The sequence below is a fragment of the Phyllobacterium sp. YR531 genome, assembly GCF_000282595.1.
Lineage (GTDB): Bacteria > Pseudomonadota > Alphaproteobacteria > Rhizobiales > Rhizobiaceae > Phyllobacterium.
In genome coordinates, this window is the sequence record NZ_AKIZ01000016.1 from 365,351 (window position 1) to 381,619 (window position 16,269).

The 16,269-nt window shown below is 50.8% G+C and carries 15 protein-coding genes; 11 read left to right on the plus strand and 4 right to left on the minus strand.

The window, feature by feature from the left end; all coding sequences use genetic code 11:
- Nucleotides 1-51: 51 nt before the first annotated feature.
- Nucleotides 52-786: a class I SAM-dependent methyltransferase gene (locus PMI41_RS08890; RefSeq protein ID WP_008123924.1), complete on the plus strand. Its 735-nt coding sequence runs from the start codon at nucleotides 52-54 to the stop codon at nucleotides 784-786.
- A 695-nt stretch (nucleotides 787-1,481) separates the two neighbouring features.
- The gene (locus PMI41_RS08895; RefSeq protein ID WP_008123926.1) at nucleotides 1,482-2,102 is read left to right on the plus strand and encodes a C39 family peptidase; all 621 of its coding nucleotides are present in this window, start codon (nucleotides 1,482-1,484) and stop codon (nucleotides 2,100-2,102) included.
- A 287-nt stretch (nucleotides 2,103-2,389) separates the two neighbouring features.
- Here the strand turns inward: PMI41_RS08895 and PMI41_RS08900 are convergent, their stop codons facing one another.
- Nucleotides 2,390-3,595 carry an MFS transporter gene (locus PMI41_RS08900; RefSeq protein WP_008123927.1) on the minus strand — a complete coding sequence of 402 codons (1,206 nt, stop codon included), beginning with the start codon at nucleotides 3,593-3,595 and terminating at the stop codon, nucleotides 2,390-2,392.
- A gap of 173 nt (nucleotides 3,596-3,768) precedes the next feature.
- Here PMI41_RS08900 and PMI41_RS08905 point away from each other — a divergent pair, with 173 nt between their 5' ends.
- On the plus strand, nucleotides 3,769-4,656 hold the full coding sequence (locus tag PMI41_RS08905) for a LysR family transcriptional regulator (protein WP_008123930.1): 888 nt from the start codon (nucleotides 3,769-3,771) through the stop codon (nucleotides 4,654-4,656).
- 628 nt (nucleotides 4,657-5,284) lie between these two features.
- Here the strand turns inward: PMI41_RS08905 and PMI41_RS08920 are convergent.
- Entirely contained in the window at nucleotides 5,285-7,615 is a 2,331-nt protein-coding gene (locus tag PMI41_RS08920) for a hypothetical protein (protein ID WP_157179343.1), read from the minus strand.
- Between the two features lie 404 nt (nucleotides 7,616-8,019).
- Between PMI41_RS08920 and PMI41_RS24205 the strand changes: the two genes are divergently transcribed.
- The 3 genes from PMI41_RS24205 (at nucleotide 8,020) to PMI41_RS25560 (ending at nucleotide 10,506) form a co-directional block, all read left to right on the plus strand.
- Nucleotides 8,020-8,448, plus strand: coding sequence for an Imm53 family immunity protein (locus PMI41_RS24205; protein ID WP_052025858.1), 429 nt, complete (start codon nucleotides 8,020-8,022; stop codon nucleotides 8,446-8,448).
- Between the two features lie 234 nt (nucleotides 8,449-8,682).
- Nucleotides 8,683-8,964 (plus strand): DUF982 domain-containing protein, encoded by a 282-nt coding sequence (locus PMI41_RS08930; protein WP_157179344.1) that lies wholly within the window; start codon nucleotides 8,683-8,685, stop codon nucleotides 8,962-8,964.
- A gap of 84 nt (nucleotides 8,965-9,048) precedes the next feature.
- Nucleotides 9,049-10,506: a PAS domain-containing protein gene (locus PMI41_RS25560; RefSeq protein WP_008123941.1), complete on the plus strand. Its 1,458-nt coding sequence runs from the start codon at nucleotides 9,049-9,051 to the stop codon at nucleotides 10,504-10,506.
- Between the two features lie 59 nt (nucleotides 10,507-10,565).
- Here PMI41_RS25560 and PMI41_RS08940 read toward each other — a convergent pair whose 3' ends face one another.
- The gene (locus PMI41_RS08940) at nucleotides 10,566-11,027 is read right to left on the minus strand and encodes a pyridoxamine 5'-phosphate oxidase family protein (protein ID WP_008123942.1); all 462 of its coding nucleotides are present in this window, start codon (nucleotides 11,025-11,027) and stop codon (nucleotides 10,566-10,568) included.
- 312 nt (nucleotides 11,028-11,339) lie between these two features.
- Here PMI41_RS08940 and PMI41_RS08945 point away from each other — a divergent pair, with 312 nt between their 5' ends.
- The 4 genes from PMI41_RS08945 to PMI41_RS08960 all read left to right on the plus strand — a co-directional run bounded on the left by PMI41_RS08945 (nucleotide 11,340) and on the right by PMI41_RS08960 (nucleotide 14,364).
- Nucleotides 11,340-11,816 carry a hypothetical protein gene (locus tag PMI41_RS08945; protein ID WP_244423917.1) on the plus strand — a complete coding sequence of 159 codons (477 nt, stop codon included), beginning with the start codon at nucleotides 11,340-11,342 and terminating at the stop codon, nucleotides 11,814-11,816.
- Nucleotides 11,817-11,992: 176 nt separating this feature from the next.
- Nucleotides 11,993-12,442: a host attachment protein gene (locus PMI41_RS08950; RefSeq protein WP_008123944.1), complete on the plus strand. Its 450-nt coding sequence runs from the start codon at nucleotides 11,993-11,995 to the stop codon at nucleotides 12,440-12,442.
- A 215-nt stretch (nucleotides 12,443-12,657) separates the two neighbouring features.
- Nucleotides 12,658-13,485 carry a hypothetical protein gene (locus PMI41_RS08955; protein WP_008123945.1) on the plus strand — a complete coding sequence of 276 codons (828 nt, stop codon included), beginning with the start codon at nucleotides 12,658-12,660 and terminating at the stop codon, nucleotides 13,483-13,485.
- A gap of 195 nt (nucleotides 13,486-13,680) precedes the next feature.
- Nucleotides 13,681-14,364, plus strand: coding sequence for a type 1 glutamine amidotransferase domain-containing protein (locus PMI41_RS08960; RefSeq protein ID WP_008123947.1), 684 nt, complete (start codon nucleotides 13,681-13,683; stop codon nucleotides 14,362-14,364).
- Between the two features lie 17 nt (nucleotides 14,365-14,381).
- On the opposite strand, the gene PMI41_RS08965 is transcribed toward PMI41_RS08960, so the two are convergent.
- Complete coding sequence (locus PMI41_RS08965) at nucleotides 14,382-14,876, minus strand: MerR family transcriptional regulator (RefSeq protein WP_040854175.1); 495 nt, start codon at nucleotides 14,874-14,876, stop codon at nucleotides 14,382-14,384.
- A 247-nt stretch (nucleotides 14,877-15,123) separates the two neighbouring features.
- Here PMI41_RS08965 and PMI41_RS08970 point away from each other — a divergent pair, with 247 nt between their 5' ends.
- Complete coding sequence (locus tag PMI41_RS08970; RefSeq protein WP_008123951.1) at nucleotides 15,124-16,188, plus strand: hypothetical protein; 1,065 nt, start codon at nucleotides 15,124-15,126, stop codon at nucleotides 16,186-16,188.
- Nucleotides 16,189-16,269 lie beyond the last annotated feature (81 nt).

The following is a 16,269-nucleotide window of genomic DNA, read 5'->3' on the forward strand; positions in this document are numbered from 1 at the left end:
GTTGCAATGCAGCACTAGTTAATCGGGTGATCCAACTTATAAAGCTCTGTTATGGACGAAAAGCAAATCTGGAACGACAAGGTAGCAGACGCCTATGATACTCCGGGCGAAGGTATGTTCTCGCCTGACATTTTGAACGTCACCGTTCAACGAATTGAAGAACTTGCTGAGCACGGTCGAGTTCTTGAATTCGCGATTGGAACGGGTCGCGTCGCCGTTCCCCTAAATGATCGCGGGGTGCATGTCACTGGCATCGAAACTTCGCCTTCAATGATCGCAAAATTGAGAACCAAAGTAGACGAAGCGACAATTCCTGTTGTGCTGGGCGACATGAGTGCGACGCAGGTCCCGGGTACTTTTAGCCTCGTCTATCTCGTCTACAACACCATTTCGAATCTGCTTACTCAAAGAGAGCAGGTTGAGTGCTTCCGCAATGCAGCTCGTCATTTGACCTCTGGTGGGCGTTTTCTGATCGAGCTTTGGGTTCCAGAACTGCGCAGGTTGCCGCCGACCCAAAACGCTGTTGTTTGGCAATTAAGTCCTGGCTATATCGGACTAGATACCTACGACGTTTTGAAACAACATGTCGTATCACACCACTTCAAGTTTGGCGAAGATGGCAATGCTGCAGTAGGCCGCTCCCCGCATCGTTATATATGGCCCGCGGAATTGGATCTTATGGCTCAACTCGCCGGATTTGAACTCGAGAGTCGACATGAGGATTGGATTGGGTCTGAGTTCACTTCGGAATCAAGATCGCATGTGTCTGTTTATCGTTTGCTTTGATCGCCAGAAGCCAAGTTCGATAATCCCTCAATCGGAGATGCAGATGGCAATTCGAGATCAGATCTTAGTCGCGGCAATCTTTGCAATCACTGCAACGGCCGGATTTTTGGCGTTGTCTGATTATGAGCGGTCGGACCCAAGTCCCCGTATGTTCTCTACGGCGGAAGAAGCAGCTCGTATCCCAAGATAATCAACCGCACCTCGAGGCGCCGGCGTGCTTCGCCAGCAGCCACTTGTCCTCAGTGGAGGGGATTTGAAGTCATGGACACAGGCGAAACTACGTTGATGTGGGAGAGTTCTTCGAGTTAACCGGCGACGTCTAGCGTAGCCTCGGAAGCACAGGTTGCCTTCGTCGGATCTGCCGCAAAATGGCACGACATGATGGGAATAACGTCTGAACGTGAGCGTAGAGCGTTTCGGGAAAATGCATAGGACGAAGTAGGCTTGGTGATACTTCGATTATCGAACGCTCAGAGGTGTGGACCCCGTATGAGCCATCAACGCATCATTAAGCCGGTTAGCTGTATTAATGAAGGAGCTCGATGGAATTACACAAGGTGCTCTGCGATTATCATGCAAGGTTTGGTGTTAAAAAAATGTAAAATACCGCTACCGCCTGTACCGGACAACGGCCCGATCGTGCTCGAACAACTCAAGTCAGTCGAAGAAGAGCCGCTTTTGCTCTGAGACGCATAATGGTTATTACAGTGTCCAGAACTCCATATTTTAGCCAGTGGGAAACGCCGGAGATGACTTTGCCGGTTCTGTCCGAAGGCCCTGCCGCACTGCGCCGTGATCCCCTCTGGCGTAATTCAGGTGCCGACACGATTGAGGAATATGTGCGTTGGGCAAACAATGTCTGCGGTATGGCCTGCCTGAAAATGATCCTCGCTGCACGCGGAGAAGTCCATTCGACCCTGTCGCTAGCGCGTGCATGCACTGATTATGGCGGTTACGTTGTGAACGAAACTGACGACTCCATCAAAGGGTTGATTTATGCTCCTTTCGTAACCTTTGTTACTGAGCGTTTCGGGCTTTCCGCCGAAGTTCGCACCAACGTAGCAACGATAGACATTCCTGAGATATTTTCTGAGCATGAGTTCTTCATGGCTTCAGTTAACAGCTCGATACGGTGGCCTGAAAATGAACCTCCTTCGAAGGGTGGACATCTAGTGTTGGGAACCGGAGCGTCTCAGGGCAGCGTCCGCTTCCACAATCCGTCTGGTCATGATCAAGTTAGCCAAGCTGACGTAGAGCTGCCCTTAACCCGATTTGACCGCTTTTTCGCCAATCGCGGTATAGCTGTTAGTTTCTGATTTCAGCGATTAAATGCAGAACAGCCAAGTGCGGAGGGTTAGCGGCGCGCTGCAGGCTCCCATCCTTGTTGAACACGAAGTCGGCGAGCCGGGAGTTCGAGTTTCAATATTCAGCAAGCTTCATCATCGCGGTCGCTTCTTGAAACGGACAGGTGGCCCGGGATGAACCTCGACTTCAACATAATGGACGACCACACTGACGATCCGCTCGCCGTCCAAAAGAGACAGCATTTCACGTTTATCAGAACGGCCGCCTCAAACCAAAAGGGATGAGCATGAGCCATGTTTCAGCGAGTACGTAACAATGCCCGGTTCATCGCGAAGACGACGCCGCCCAGTGCGATGGCCTGAATGCCGAGGACAACCCATGGAAAAACGGCTGTGCCAGAGCGGTCGAGCAGAAGTCCGCCAGCTATACCGCCAGCCGCGACCGCTGTATTCCAGCCGGTAGTGTACATCGCCTGGGCTACATCAACGGAGTCGCCGGCAAAGCGGGACAACGCCGTCTGGGTGATCGTGGCAAAGCCACCGATGGCCATGCCCCAGATGATAACGGTGGGATAAATCATCTGTTCAACGTCTCCCCAGATGCCGAGCAGTATGGCAGCAACCCCGAAGGTCAGGACACTCATCACAGCAAGGGGTTGCAGGTGACGATCCACGAGCGTGCCGGTGAACCACAACCCCACGACGGAACCGACGCCGAATATGAACAGGATGACATCCACACTCCCTGAGAGGCCGACAGGCTGAAGTAAGGGTTCGATATAGATGTAGAGAATATTGTGAGCGACCACGAAGGTGAATACCACGAATAACACGGCGCGGATTCCTGCCGTCTGAAATATACGGATAAGGGGCTGACGCTGCTCCTTCGTCTGGCCGGGGAAGTCCGGCACGATGGCAATCACCCATACGATTAGCGCCAGCGAAAAAGCGGTCATCAGACCGAAAGCGCCTTGCCACCCAATAAACCTACCGACCAACGAGCCAAGCGGAACGCCGAGCACCAGAGCAATGGTCGCGCCAGCGCCGGAAATCGCAATCGCCCGCCCGCTCAGATGGGATGGCGACATACGGACCGCATAGCCAGCCAGCAGCGACCAGACTATGCCGCCGAACACGCCCGCGAAGAAGCGAGCGATTATTGAGATGGTGTAGTTGTTGGAGAGCGCTGTGACGAAATTGACGAGGGCAAAGCCGAAAATTGCAACGAGCAGAAGAGGACGCCGCCGCACTCCCTGCGTCAATGAAGTAATGGGAATGGCAGCGATAAGCGCTCCGACAGCGTAGGCGGTGATGAATTGGCCCGCGAGGCTTTCGGATACTTCCAGGCCTTGCGCAATCGCAGAAAGCAGACCGGCCGGCATGATTTCGGTCAGGAGCGTGATGAAAGCGGCTGTTGAAAGTGCAAGCAACCCAGCAAGCGGCAATCTTTGCGGCAATGGTGCTGAATTATCTTGGCTAGCCTCAGCCTTTGATGTCGATGTCATTGAGGAGCCTCTTAAAGTGTTGTGCGAAGCAGCGCCCATCTCTCGATAGTCTCTCCACGAGACTGATGAAGCGGTCCACCTTCTGCCAGACAGAATAGGCATTTCATGATTGCAGATAAATAAGATATAATTCGTTTCACTTTCGAATATATGTCGTGCATGGAGCTGTAATAATGGACCGATTGGGAGCATTAAGTGCGTTTATGGAGGCTGCGGATGCGGGAGGCTTCACAGAAGCCGGTCGCCGCCTTGGACTTTCCGCCTCCGCCGTAAGCAAGGCAGTGATGCGACTCGAAGAGCGGCTGCGGACCCGGCTCTTTCATCGCTCCACTCGTAGCATTACGCTCACCCCTGAGGGGCGCATGTTTTTGGAACGGTGTCGGCGGATCGCTGCGGAAATGGAGGCAGCGGAACTCGATCTTGCACAGCTTCATGATACCCCACGCGGCAAGTTGCGGTTCAGCCTCCCGTCGGCAGGAATGCCGTTCATGGAGCAACTGGCGGAATTCCAGAAGCACTATCCAAACATTGAACTCGACATGGACTGTTCTGACCGACTGGTCGATGTCATTGATGAAGGGTTTGATGCAGTGTTGCGAACGGGCGAAGGTTCGGATTCCCGGCTCATGTCGCGAGTGATCGGCACTTACAGGCAGGTAATTGTGGGTTCACCCAACTATCTGGAGCGGCGGGGTATTCCGCAATTACCCGGCGATTTAAGTCAGCATACCTGCATCATGTATAGATCACTGGCCTCGGGGAAACTTCTGGACTGGCCCCTTAGCCTCAACGGAGTGCCGATTGATCTACCGTTGTCACCTTCGACGATCACCAATGCGCTGGAGCCTCAGCTCGTCTTTGCGCAGCAGGGCGTTGGGCTTGCTTGCCTGCCGGATTTCACCGTGCGGAAGGAGATAGTGAGCGGCACGCTGGTGCAGGTTCTCGATCACCATCTGACAGGAGCAACTACGTTCCGTGTGCTCTGGCCGTCGAGCCGCCATCTGTCGCCGAAGGTTCGTGTATTCGTGGATTTCGTGACCGAGAACCTGCTAAAGCGGTGAGGGACATTGGTAAGGGCGTTGCGCTCGTTTTGCGTCGATGACGGTTTGATTCGGTCTGCTTGTAAATAGAATGTACCGTTCTGGCCTTTGGGATATAGGTGATGCTGGATTGACTTTTTATTATCAAAAGAACAGATATAACCGGACGCGGGTGGTATCCAAGTGAAGCTGTTATGACCGTCGACCGGCATTCCGGACAATGTTGCCGACAAGGCAGGCTGATTTGGGTGAAACCATCTGAATGTCGTGAAAGTTGCTGCCTGCAACATCCGTCAAGGACACATCCGGGCGGAGATACTGCAATTGATTTGCAAAATACTGGGCCATGCCGCGATATGCATGGAAACCGCCCACAAGCACTCTCGGCATTGTGGCCTGGCGCTTGATGGCGCGCTTACTCCTTTGTGGTGGGGGATTTAGTAATTCGTACAAGTGCAGCTATTGCGAGATCCCGACTGCGTGCCAATGTATCACCTTCAAGATTGTGTTCGCGCGGAATCTCATAAGACGATCGCCCACCAACCATGGACAGTCGCGGATATTTTCTCTCAATCCGTCTTGATAACAGTAAAGCGCGCATAACAGCTGCTTATCGACGACCCAGTTTGCCATGTCTTTGAATATTATCTCAATTCCCATGATAGGGAGCGAGATCGATGTTCAGCCCGGGAATCTTATAGCCGTTTTCCGAAGCCCACAACGCAACGCCATAAATACTGGCAGGCGTTGGATTGATTGCTCGCGTCGGGTTTTCCGGAGTCCTGCCTGGCCCATTGAGGCCCTCCATTCTTGTTCGAGCACCAGGAATGACATCCAAATCACTTTCTGCGGTTAGTTTGGGCTTTCCGTAATCATCACGCGCTACTAGTCGCGCATTGCGGATCAACGATTCGCGTTTATCATCTGGTAGTGATTCGAGGTAACTCATCATGTCTTGCGGCGCGATATGAGCGAAGGTTTTCGCCAAAGTTCCAAAGACTTGCCCTACCCCATAGCCGTTTGCATTAAATTGGGAAAACTGCTCAACGACTTCTGGTTTCAATCCAGCAAAGCCCAAAAGCTGTTTACTGTACTTTTCAAAGTCGCGTTTTTCGCTCTCACCAAAAACATTGTAAATTAATGCTGATGCCAGTTGAATTACTGCGCCCGCAATGGGGTGACTGAACGCAATCATTCCTGACACAGCACTTCCCGCAAATGCCGCTCCGGCAATAGGCTTTCCATCAATAAAACTTTCAATCGCATAGGAGGTATCCAGGCCGGCGAAGACAACTCCGAACGCATTCTTGTATCCACTCCACACCTGATTTTTGCCAAGATCAACACCACGATTTGTTGCCGCATACTCGACGCTATGGTTGACGCCGCTGAGCGCGAACATTCCTGCATATGTTCTGCTGAAAAAGTCTGATCCGGCCTTGAACATATCACTGGCGTGCAATCCGGCAAGCACAGCTCCGCCTATCCTGGCCTTCTGTATGATCTGTCCAGAATTGGCGAAAGCCGTCGTAATGTAGTCCGGCGAGTTTTTCAGTGCAGTAAGGACCTTATCATTCTGGAAAACGGGTTTTGCCAGATCCAGGCCTGCCCTTGGCGTCCACCATGGCGGAACCGTAGGCGACATAGCAACGCCCTCGTTGGCCAGAACGAAGTTCAGGATGTCTCGATTCGAAGTGTCGTCCCGAGCCCGACGGACAACCTCAAAACCTTTCGACCCATTAAGGGACCCATTAAATGCATCGATGGGCGTTGTTGCTGACCAAAGAGCGTCCCGATCGCGGGCAATCTGCAGATTTGCCTTTTCTACGGCTGCCTGTTGATCAGGGTTTGCCTGGAGATATTTCTCCATGGCCGATGCAAACTCGCCTTGCGTCATCAGGCCTGACCATTCCTTCGCAAGCATGATCAGGGGGCGGCTCTGTTTTTCCATATCTGCAGCGTCTGCGACCGCTTGCTTGCGTAAGCTTTCTATTCCAACGCCGGTATTACTGATAATAGCATCTGCTCTCTTGTCTTCAGGATTGCGCTCTTTTAGAGCTCGAGCGACTGCCAGAGGCAATGCGGATCCGCTCCCCTGCTCAACTACGGAGCGGAAAGCTGTCTCGTAACCTCGGGGTCGCCCGTCTCGGCTATCATAGCCAAATTGCTCATCCGTCGGGATGCTATCCGCAACAATGCCCGCCAAGCGGTCGATATTCCTGTACTTTTCGGCCGGATTGCCAACGCGTGTAGCAACCGCGCCTAGATCATCAAGCACACTGGTATAGGTAATGGGATTAACAAAATCCCGATCTTTCCGACTTTCGTTTTTTGTTTCCGGGGCAGTTGCCATCGAAGTTAAAGGTATGGACCGATCGGAGGCTGGCGTTTTCAGAAGCTCGCTGTGCAGTGCCGCTCCGATTTTCTCTAGCGTGCCATACGACTTTTCCAAAATGTTGCTGGCAGTATCAGGCGATGAGTTTTCAATGATTTCGCGAAGACGTGCCGCAGCTGCTGGGGCGCCCTCGCTCGCGAATACCGCATCGATCTCCCTGACGGGAGACTCAACGAGGCGTTCAGTCTGGGCAGCTTCAATTGCAGCACTGTAGGCAGCGTCTTGTGGTCCGTAATGAACCAGCATGGAAACGCGCTGCCTGATATCGCTTTCAACAACAAGCGGCGCCCGTCCAGCTACCGGAATTGTATTCAACTGGTCGCGTGCTACCGCAGTAACAGATTGCCAGGACCTCTGACCGGATTGCGCAGCTGCTGCCGCAGTTACTACAGGTGTTACAAATTCTTTCGTTCGGCCTTCGGCTTTCCATTGGTTTACGGCAAGAGCACGGCCACTCGTCGCCGCTTGAGTCACTGAAGGATTATCAGGGAATCGCTGCCTGATTTCCCCAACCGTCTTATCGAGCGTTTCACTTGGAACAGCAAAACTATCTCCCACGAAAAGGAGTTCATTTGCAATCGACACTTTGAATTCCTGTTGCACATCGTCACGCAACGCCCGGGCCGGAGCGCTCGAATACAGGGGCATCGCGTTTAAAGCCGCCTGTTGTTCCCTTTGAAACTTCTTTCGTGTTTCGTCATTGATATCGGGTCGTCGCGCAACCGCCTTTTTTAGTTGATTTTCAAATTTCATCGCTCGCGGAGATGAGGTTAGGTTATCTCGGGCGGGAGGAGCGAAAAAAACATTTCCGTTACCGTCATCGATCTTTGGCATTCCCGACTCCTGTTAGTTGAGCATACGAGGCCGTAAAAGATGTGCTGCTGAAGTCCTAATTCGAAGGACAATCGTTTTACTTTTGACGTCCTTGCGCATTTTTTAGCAGGATTGGTGAGAGAATTTGTCTTATTGCCACCCCTTTTGCGGAGAGAATGGCTGATAGTTCAGCCAAAAAGCCCTTTCCGGGCCGATTCAGCCCCACCAAAACCATTGGCGGAAGAAGAACCCCGCCTTTTGTAATGATACAGCCATGGTTCTGTCAGTTAGATTTCAAGAAAAACATATGCTGGCGACGACGTCTGGGATCCGGGTACAAAAACCGTTGCGACAGTAAATGGGAACACCCTCAGGGCACAGCGCGCGACAATCCTGGCTGGCAGTTGAGAATAGACCTTCGGTCTACAGATTTAGTTGATGAATATCACCGATTTGAACCCAAGAAAGTTGAGTATGAGCATGAACTGAACTGGTACATAATCTATATTGAGAACGATTTCTTCACAGCGGCCGGAGGACCGGAAACCCTTTTGGAAATCATCCGCGAGTTCCTAGATTTTGCTGAGCCAGATACGAATGACTGACGCCCGAAAGCCCGAGAGCCCATCCCAAACAGGGAAACCGCACAAAATCGTGGAGCATTGGTGCGATCATCCCGGATGTAAAAAATGGGGTAGCCATGGGTTTCATACTCGCTACGGCACCTCTTGGTATTGCTACGAGCATAAGGGTGATGGGTTCTGATTTTAGGGAACCGATTCGCAACAATAGTCGTTCACCGACTTATGGAAGATTTACCGTTCAAAGAAGTTACCGTGATGACCCGCCAGTTGGGCAAGATGAAGGTCATTACCTCCGTCATGCAGGCAGCGGAGTTCATCGTGAATGAATGGCCGGGAACGGATAGCGAAAAACTCGACGTCGCCAAGCACGCCCTCGTCAAATGCTACGATGGTGAGATGTCACCCGGCGTTGCCCGTATGGCGTTCGTAGAGGCTGCCAGGGAAGCTGATATCTACGTGGAGGCGGCTGGCCGTCCAGTAACAACCGGCAAGCTGGAGAAGTGGCGCAAGGAGAAGGTTAGCCGCAGAGTAATTTAATGATCGAGCTCTTGACCTTGGAATATCTCCTCTCATGCTTTAGACCAGCAAATATACCCAAGCACGCATCATAGGACTATCATTTTGAACAATAAGGAAGACGCTCGGATCGAAAGCGAAATCCACAAGGTAGCTGCTTCCTCAGATCCCTTTGCTGCCGCTGTTAGAGCGACCCGTATGCCCATGTTGATTACGGATCCCAGTCAACATGATAATCCCATTGTTTTTGCAAACGATGCCTTCAGCCGTCTTACAGGATATTCACGTGAAGAAATCATCGGGAGAAACTGTAGGTTTCTCCAGGGAACCGGTACGAACGACGAAGATGTAACGCGAATTCGAGATGCCGTTGCAAGGCGCGAGCCAATTGAAATTGACCTGCTCAACTACCGCAAGGACGGAAGCTCTTTTTGGAACCGGGTGCTGATATCACCAGTATTCGACGATACCGGCGAACTCAAATATTTCTTTGCCTCTCAGTTCGATGTTTCACCAGATAGACATCGATTGGCAGAGCTACAAAAATCCCAAGAGAGCCTCGAGATTGATATTGAAAAGCGCATGATCGATCTCTCATATTCAGAGAGCCGCCTTCGCTTCATTCTAAAGGCTGCCCAGATGGGCACATGGACGCTCGATGTTAAATCTGGAAGATTGGTTGCATCTGAACAGTGCAAGATAAATTTTGGACGTGAACCATCCGAATCTTTAACTTATGAAGATATTCAAAACGCGATTTTTCCAGAAGACTTGGACCATTGGAGGTCAGTAGTAGCCAAGGCAATTGAAACCAATGAAGATTTCCAGCTTGAGTATCGGATATCTACTCCAAAGGGCGAACGGCGCTGGATTGAAGTAAGAGGCCAGATAAACGCAGATTCATTGGATTCCGCCATCACTATGGTCGGCATAACGCAAGATATCACGCCAAGAAAAGAGGCCGAAGAGCACCGAAAGGTGCTGACACGTGAACTGCTACACAGAGTAAAGAACTCACTTGCCACGGTACAATCAATTTTCACTCAATCGCTACGCTCCGCAGGTTCGCTCGATGAGGCAGCTAAAGCCGTGTCAGGACGCATAGGGGCTATGGCGGTAGCTCACGACATACTTGCCCGCGATGATTGGTCTCGTGCTCCCATAAAAGACATTATCGAAGAAGCTTTGAAGCCCTTCTTAGGTTTTGATATCAGAATTGCAGGGCCAAGAATTGTTTTTGAAGAAAAAGCAGTATCTGCATTAACTCTTGGATTGTACGAACTCGCGACCAATTCCGTTAAATACGGCGCCTTGAGTAGAGAAAATGGATCGGTGACTATTAACTGGGAGATTATCCAGTTGGAGGAGCCGACGCTGAAATTTCATTGGAGTGAAATGGGCGGGCCAGAAGTGAAAGAACCAAATCGACACGGATTTGGTTCGAAAATAATCGAGCGCTTAATTCCGGCGGACCTCAATGGGACTGGAAAATTGAATTACAAACCCGGTGGCTTATTATATGAGCTTCTGGTTCCTATAAGCTCAGAACAAATTAACCGTTGAAAATAAGTTGAAGGAATAGCCGCTCCATTCCGAAGGACAGAGCGGCGCTGAAGCCGAGGCTACATATTTGTCTCGCGGTTTTCACCCATGTCTGGACGTCCACCAGACGCAGCCGCAAATAGCATCTTAGCTGCGGCGATCACTGAGTTTGGACCATCCCAAAATTCGGCAGTATTGGGCACAACCGTAATCAATCGGATGTTCGGATCGTCCGGGCTATCCCACCATGCCTTTGCGAATGGTGAGAACAAATCCTTTATCTTCGAGCGATCGTCGGAAACGGTCGCGTCACCATCAATGAACAGATACTCATTTCCCGAATGGTTGGTGAAGGATAACTGAACGCCTGGATCGGCTTCAATGTCGGCAACTTTCTCGCTGCCAGCGTCGGTCAGGAAGTAAATAGCCCCCTCTTCTCTACGTGGCATTGCCGACATGGGAACCTGTTTTTTCCCCGTAAGAAGGAAACAAGTTTTTACGCTCTCTGCGATATCCCAAGCTTTCTTTGGATCCGATGTCATAATGTCCTCCTAATGATCACCAGAAGACAACAATCATAACTTCAGAACGTTCCACCCGTGAGTATGAGGATCTCTTCGTCGAAATCTATCATGCAAGATAGTCTGGAAAAGTGGCGCAAGGGCAAGACGCGGCGCAGGGCTTAGCTTGCAACCCTTCAATAAAATGCAAACTGAACCAAAGTATCGCTACCGACGTACAGTCAGATTGGGAAATGGCACTCTTTGTAACGGTAACCATATATGGTCAGGAAAATCGAGCCGAACTCAGACGCTTTGACCCAAGCCACGGTGACAATCACGTGGGTAATAATATTGAACAAACCCTTTTACCCACTTTATGTTTGGTGGCTTGTGGGCGACGGGTATTCCACAGCAATCCTTGCTTTGTTGGCCGTGCCGTTCTTTTTTGCAATCATACTAACTGCAAAAAGCAATTCTTTCGCGGCCAGACTGGCTTTGCCGGTGATTGGCACCTTCGACACGATCTTTGAAACGGCGGTGTTTGGTAAAGGCTCTGGAACGCTCTTATTTTTTGCACCTTGCATTGCTTTGGCTGCTTTATCCTTCTGCCCGCACGAAAAACGCTATCAACAGATAACCGTATGCATAATATTTTTTCTTTTTGCTGTGGTCTGGTGGCTTGGTCCCACGCCAAGTTATCCTTGGACCGCCGATCAACTTAATACTCTTCTGAACATAAACGTACTGGCAGTTGCTGGTTTGATGGCACTGATAGGTTTGCGCTATGCGGGCATCCATCGAGATGGTCAAAACCACATCCGTGAATAGTAGTTTTGCCATCGCGGCACACTGAGCCGTATCTTCACAAAATATGGAAGCATCACCCTCTGTTGCATCGAATGGCTCGCTGACGCGTTACCTATTGAGGGCCGGGCAATTGTGCCACGGCCCTTTGTTTGCCCATCGGCGCTAGCTGTCCGGGCATGACGCGGAGAACATCAAGTATGCAGATTTCTAAAGGTGCAACGATCGCCGTTGCTGATGGTGAAAAATTTAATCTCTTCGAGAATGTCAGTGACGATGCTGACCCGAAGTTAAAAGCTCTGCCGGATGCTGACGTTGATACTGATAGCAACAATGCCAGTGGTGGTAGAAAAAGCAGTTCTGCAAATCCCGATCAAGGGCAAGCTGACGAGGATAATTTTGTTGGCGGCATCGCAGATATCCTTAACCAACGAGTGTTGAAGGGTAAAATAACGGGCCTCGTCGTGATTGCTGCTCCCAAGGCTCTTGGAGAGCTCCGCAAGCATTATCATAAGGAACTTGAAGCGATTTTGGTTGGCGAAATTGCCAAGGACCTGACAGGCCATTCTATCCAAGGACATAGAAAAATCTATCGCAGCCGCTTGAAGGACTGCGACAGCCCAGACGCAGCTGCACGTCAAACAAGATAAATCTATCTGTGAACTGTTATAACGGGGGGAGTGTCTCCCCGTTCTTATCAGCATCGTCATAGCGTCGCCGGCGTGACTTCTATGAAATCTATACAGATAAATCCTTGTAACATTCTTAATTACTAAAAATTTCAATCGATTTTAGATATTGATCATGGTTTTTTGCGGTGTTACTTGCCGCCCGCCAAGTAAAACGCGGGAACAGAGGAACGCCAATGCGCATAATGGCAGATCAAGGCATCTTCAGAAACATGAAGGCGGCCCCAGATAAAAATTTTGAACATATTCTGGACGATACAACGAAGCTTAGACAAGTTGCGACTCGTATCCACATGGATGCACAACGCACTGAGCGGACAAGCATCTTCAATGTCTTCGATTATACGGATTACTCTGTACAGTCGGGCCAGGTTACCGACCTGAAGGGAAACGATCTGCTCAAGTTTGAACTCCGCACGATGGACGATACCTTTACCGTTCGCAACGCTACGACGAATGAGACCATTATCGAGGTGGATGAAGACGGTGACTTCACCAAAGGTAAGGCCTGGAAACAGGAATATGAAATCGCAAAAGGCGTCGGAGACCTTCACCACTATAAAGATATTGGCGACAGGGAGTTGTATATTGAAGGCGTCAGGTTCGAGCTTTCGTCCAAGGGCGGGGGAGAGGAAATCAATCGTATCAAGATTCAGGCTGTCATACCGGATGAGACGGGAAGTTGGCGCAGCCAGCAGAGCACTGTCGATATGATCGCCAGCAATGACGCAGACTTCGCTAAACTGGGCGGACAACTCAGTCAGAAAGACTACCGAGCCGCATATCTCCACCATGATTATGATCCGGGAGAAAAACACTGGGCAAATGACGAGTTCTCAGACGACGGCAATGTCACTTATACGAAATATGATGAGAGCGGAACGTCATCGGATGTAAATGTAGAACAATTGCCAAATGGCCAGTTTGGTTTGCGGAGCACACGTCTCAACATACTGCGAGAGAATGACCCGGATTATTACCGCAAGGAAGTGCTGCTGGACTAGCGTTCCACGCTCGAATCTAACGCAAAGCCCCCGCATCCGGTTGGATACGAGGGCTGATGTAGCTATTACGCGCTATAGACCAAAGTAAGGAAAACCAAGCTTCATAGTTTTCACGCAGGGAATTTCCTTGACCTTAAACCTGACTTAAAGGTTAGTATCGCTCAAGATAAACGCGAAACGAATTGGCCCGAGCTCTTGACCAAGCGAATTCTCCACGTCGTCAGTAATGTTTCCCACTATACTGACCCACGCCAGCCGACCGGCTTATGGCTTTCGGAACTAACGCATGCCTACGACTCTTTTGCTGAACGCGGCTTCACGCAGCGCATCGTCAGCCCAAGAGGCGGACATTCTCCGCTTGAACCACGCGCGCTCAAATGGCCGTTGCTGGACGCATCGGCTAGGGCTTGGCTGAATGATCCCGAACGTATTGCCCTCTTGTCTACCACAGCGTCACCCGATCAGATCGATCCAGCGGAATTCGACGCGATTTACTTCACCGGCGGCCATGCGGTCATGTGGGACTTTCCTGACAGCGTTGAATTGCAGGCTATCACGCGCTCCATATGGGAGCGCGGTGGAATTGTCTCAGCCGTATGCCATGGCTATTGTGGCCTATTAAATACCAAGCTGTCAGATGGGAACTTGCTGGTCGCCGGGAAAAGGCTGACCGGGTTTTCTTGGACAGAGGAAGTATTGGCTGGAGTAGCTAAAAAGATGCCCTACAATGCCGAGGCTGATATGAAGCGTCGTGGCGCTCGCTACGAGAAGGCCCTGCTCCCGTTCGTCTCCTATACAGTTTCCGACGGTCGTTTGGTGACTGGCCAGAACCCGTGGTCGGCGAAGGCAACGGCGGAGATGGTAGCGGCGCTCCTATAGTGGACTGGTTATTGAGCCTAATTTGCCGCCGACTTGCGCCTGTTTGCTCGTACCCGGCCAGCCTTTCCCAAAAGTTTGACGTCACCAGCGTCCATGTCCGGGAGGTCGGCGTTATCCAGCATTCGCGATAACACCCGACGTGCATTTTCCGCGCAGTCGATGTCGCCCGGCTTCGCCTCGATATCCTTTATCAGCGCGACAAGTTGCTTCCTGCTTTGTGCGAGCCGCGCCTCAAGCGCCGTGATGTCCGCCACCTTGCGCTGCAGCGTCTCAAGCAAGGTGTCATGTTGCCAGTTTTCGAGATCAGTCGGCACGAGCACTCGAATTTCATCGAGACTAAATCCAGCCTTCTGTGCAGTGGCGATCAGTTCAATTAATACGAGCGCTTCAGGCGGATAGGTCCGATAGCCGTTCGGCCGCCGTTCTACCATCTTCAGTAGGCCAATGCTCTCGTAAAAGCGAATACGTGATGGGGTTAGATTGCTGCGCTTCGCGAGTTCACCGATGTTCATGTTCGAAATCCGTAGAAAAATATCTCTTGACCCTAAAGTTAACTTGAATGTTAAGGACATGTCCAACATTAAATTTGGAGACGTAAAATGCTCACACCCGACGCAAGACAGTTCCGGATATTCCCGCTCGATGCGCGCCTTTTCGCCCAGCGGTATCGCCACTGGCGGAAAGCGAATCCGCAATCTTTGAGCAAAACAGTAATCCCGAAAATCCGGTCGTGTCATGGAGAGAAGAAAGGGCATTGAAATGCAAACTCTGAAATCTGGATCACGGAAGATCATTACAGCTTTGGTCGGAACATTCGCTCTTGGAGCTGCGGTGCTTTACGCGCCAAATCTTTTTGCAGGCAAGGCGGTCATCACGGAAGCGTCAAGTAACAACGTTATGAAAACTCCGGTCCAAGCCGAGCTCGACGCCGATCAAAAGATAATCGATTTGGGCGGTCATACGGTCCCCGTCCTGAAGAACGGTCTATACGACAGGTTTCTTTCCAATCCGCCACTTTCCGTGATCGCGGAAAAGAGGCCGGATCTGGATCTGAACTGGTTCAAAACGCTTAAGAAGCAGAAGAAAGAAGTTGGGTTCACCACTTACTCACCGAATTTCTACTATAGCAACAGCAGCATTACAGCGATCTACACGGCCGATATGGACAGGATCGAAGAGTTAATGCCGGAGCAGGTGAGAAGCCGGGTTCAGCCCATCTCCTTCGTGCCGGGCAGAGGTTTGATTGCAATCACCTCATATGCCTACAAATATTGCGATAACGACTCGTACAATGAACTGTCGATTTCCATCGTAACAACGAGGCCCAACAAGAGTAATTTCGGGTTGATATCGCTGGTTGGTGAGATCATCCATAAAGATCTCTGGGGCTATGTTCTCAAGCTTCCGGTCAACACCGAGTTGGCCCGCGTGAGAGGTGTAGTCGGTTACAATCTGCCAAAGTGGCTAATACCGATTGAATACAATAGCGACGGTAACGACGTAAAATTCACTTACTATGACGAACAAGGGAAACCGGATTTCTCTATGGTTGGAAAGAAGCTCAAGATCGCGGCGAAGGAGCCCGAAATCACGCGTGTCAATTTCACCAATCTGGACGCGAAAGGCCAACTGACGCACGGATATTCGGATGTCAGGGCAATTCAACAGGCTTCCAGTCGAAACGGTGAGGACGTTCAGATGAACCTGTCTGACGGTCCATTATCGACATTTATTAAGTCGCTCGGGCTGAAGAAGCTGGTTCGCTATGATTATCAACCCGAATTCCAGGCCGCACTATACACGCCGGAGTTGGCGAAAGACTAATAGTTCGCACACAAATCGAAATCGATCTAAATTAAATCTGGTGCGCATAGTGCGCGGCCGAAAATATATCACCGAAGAACG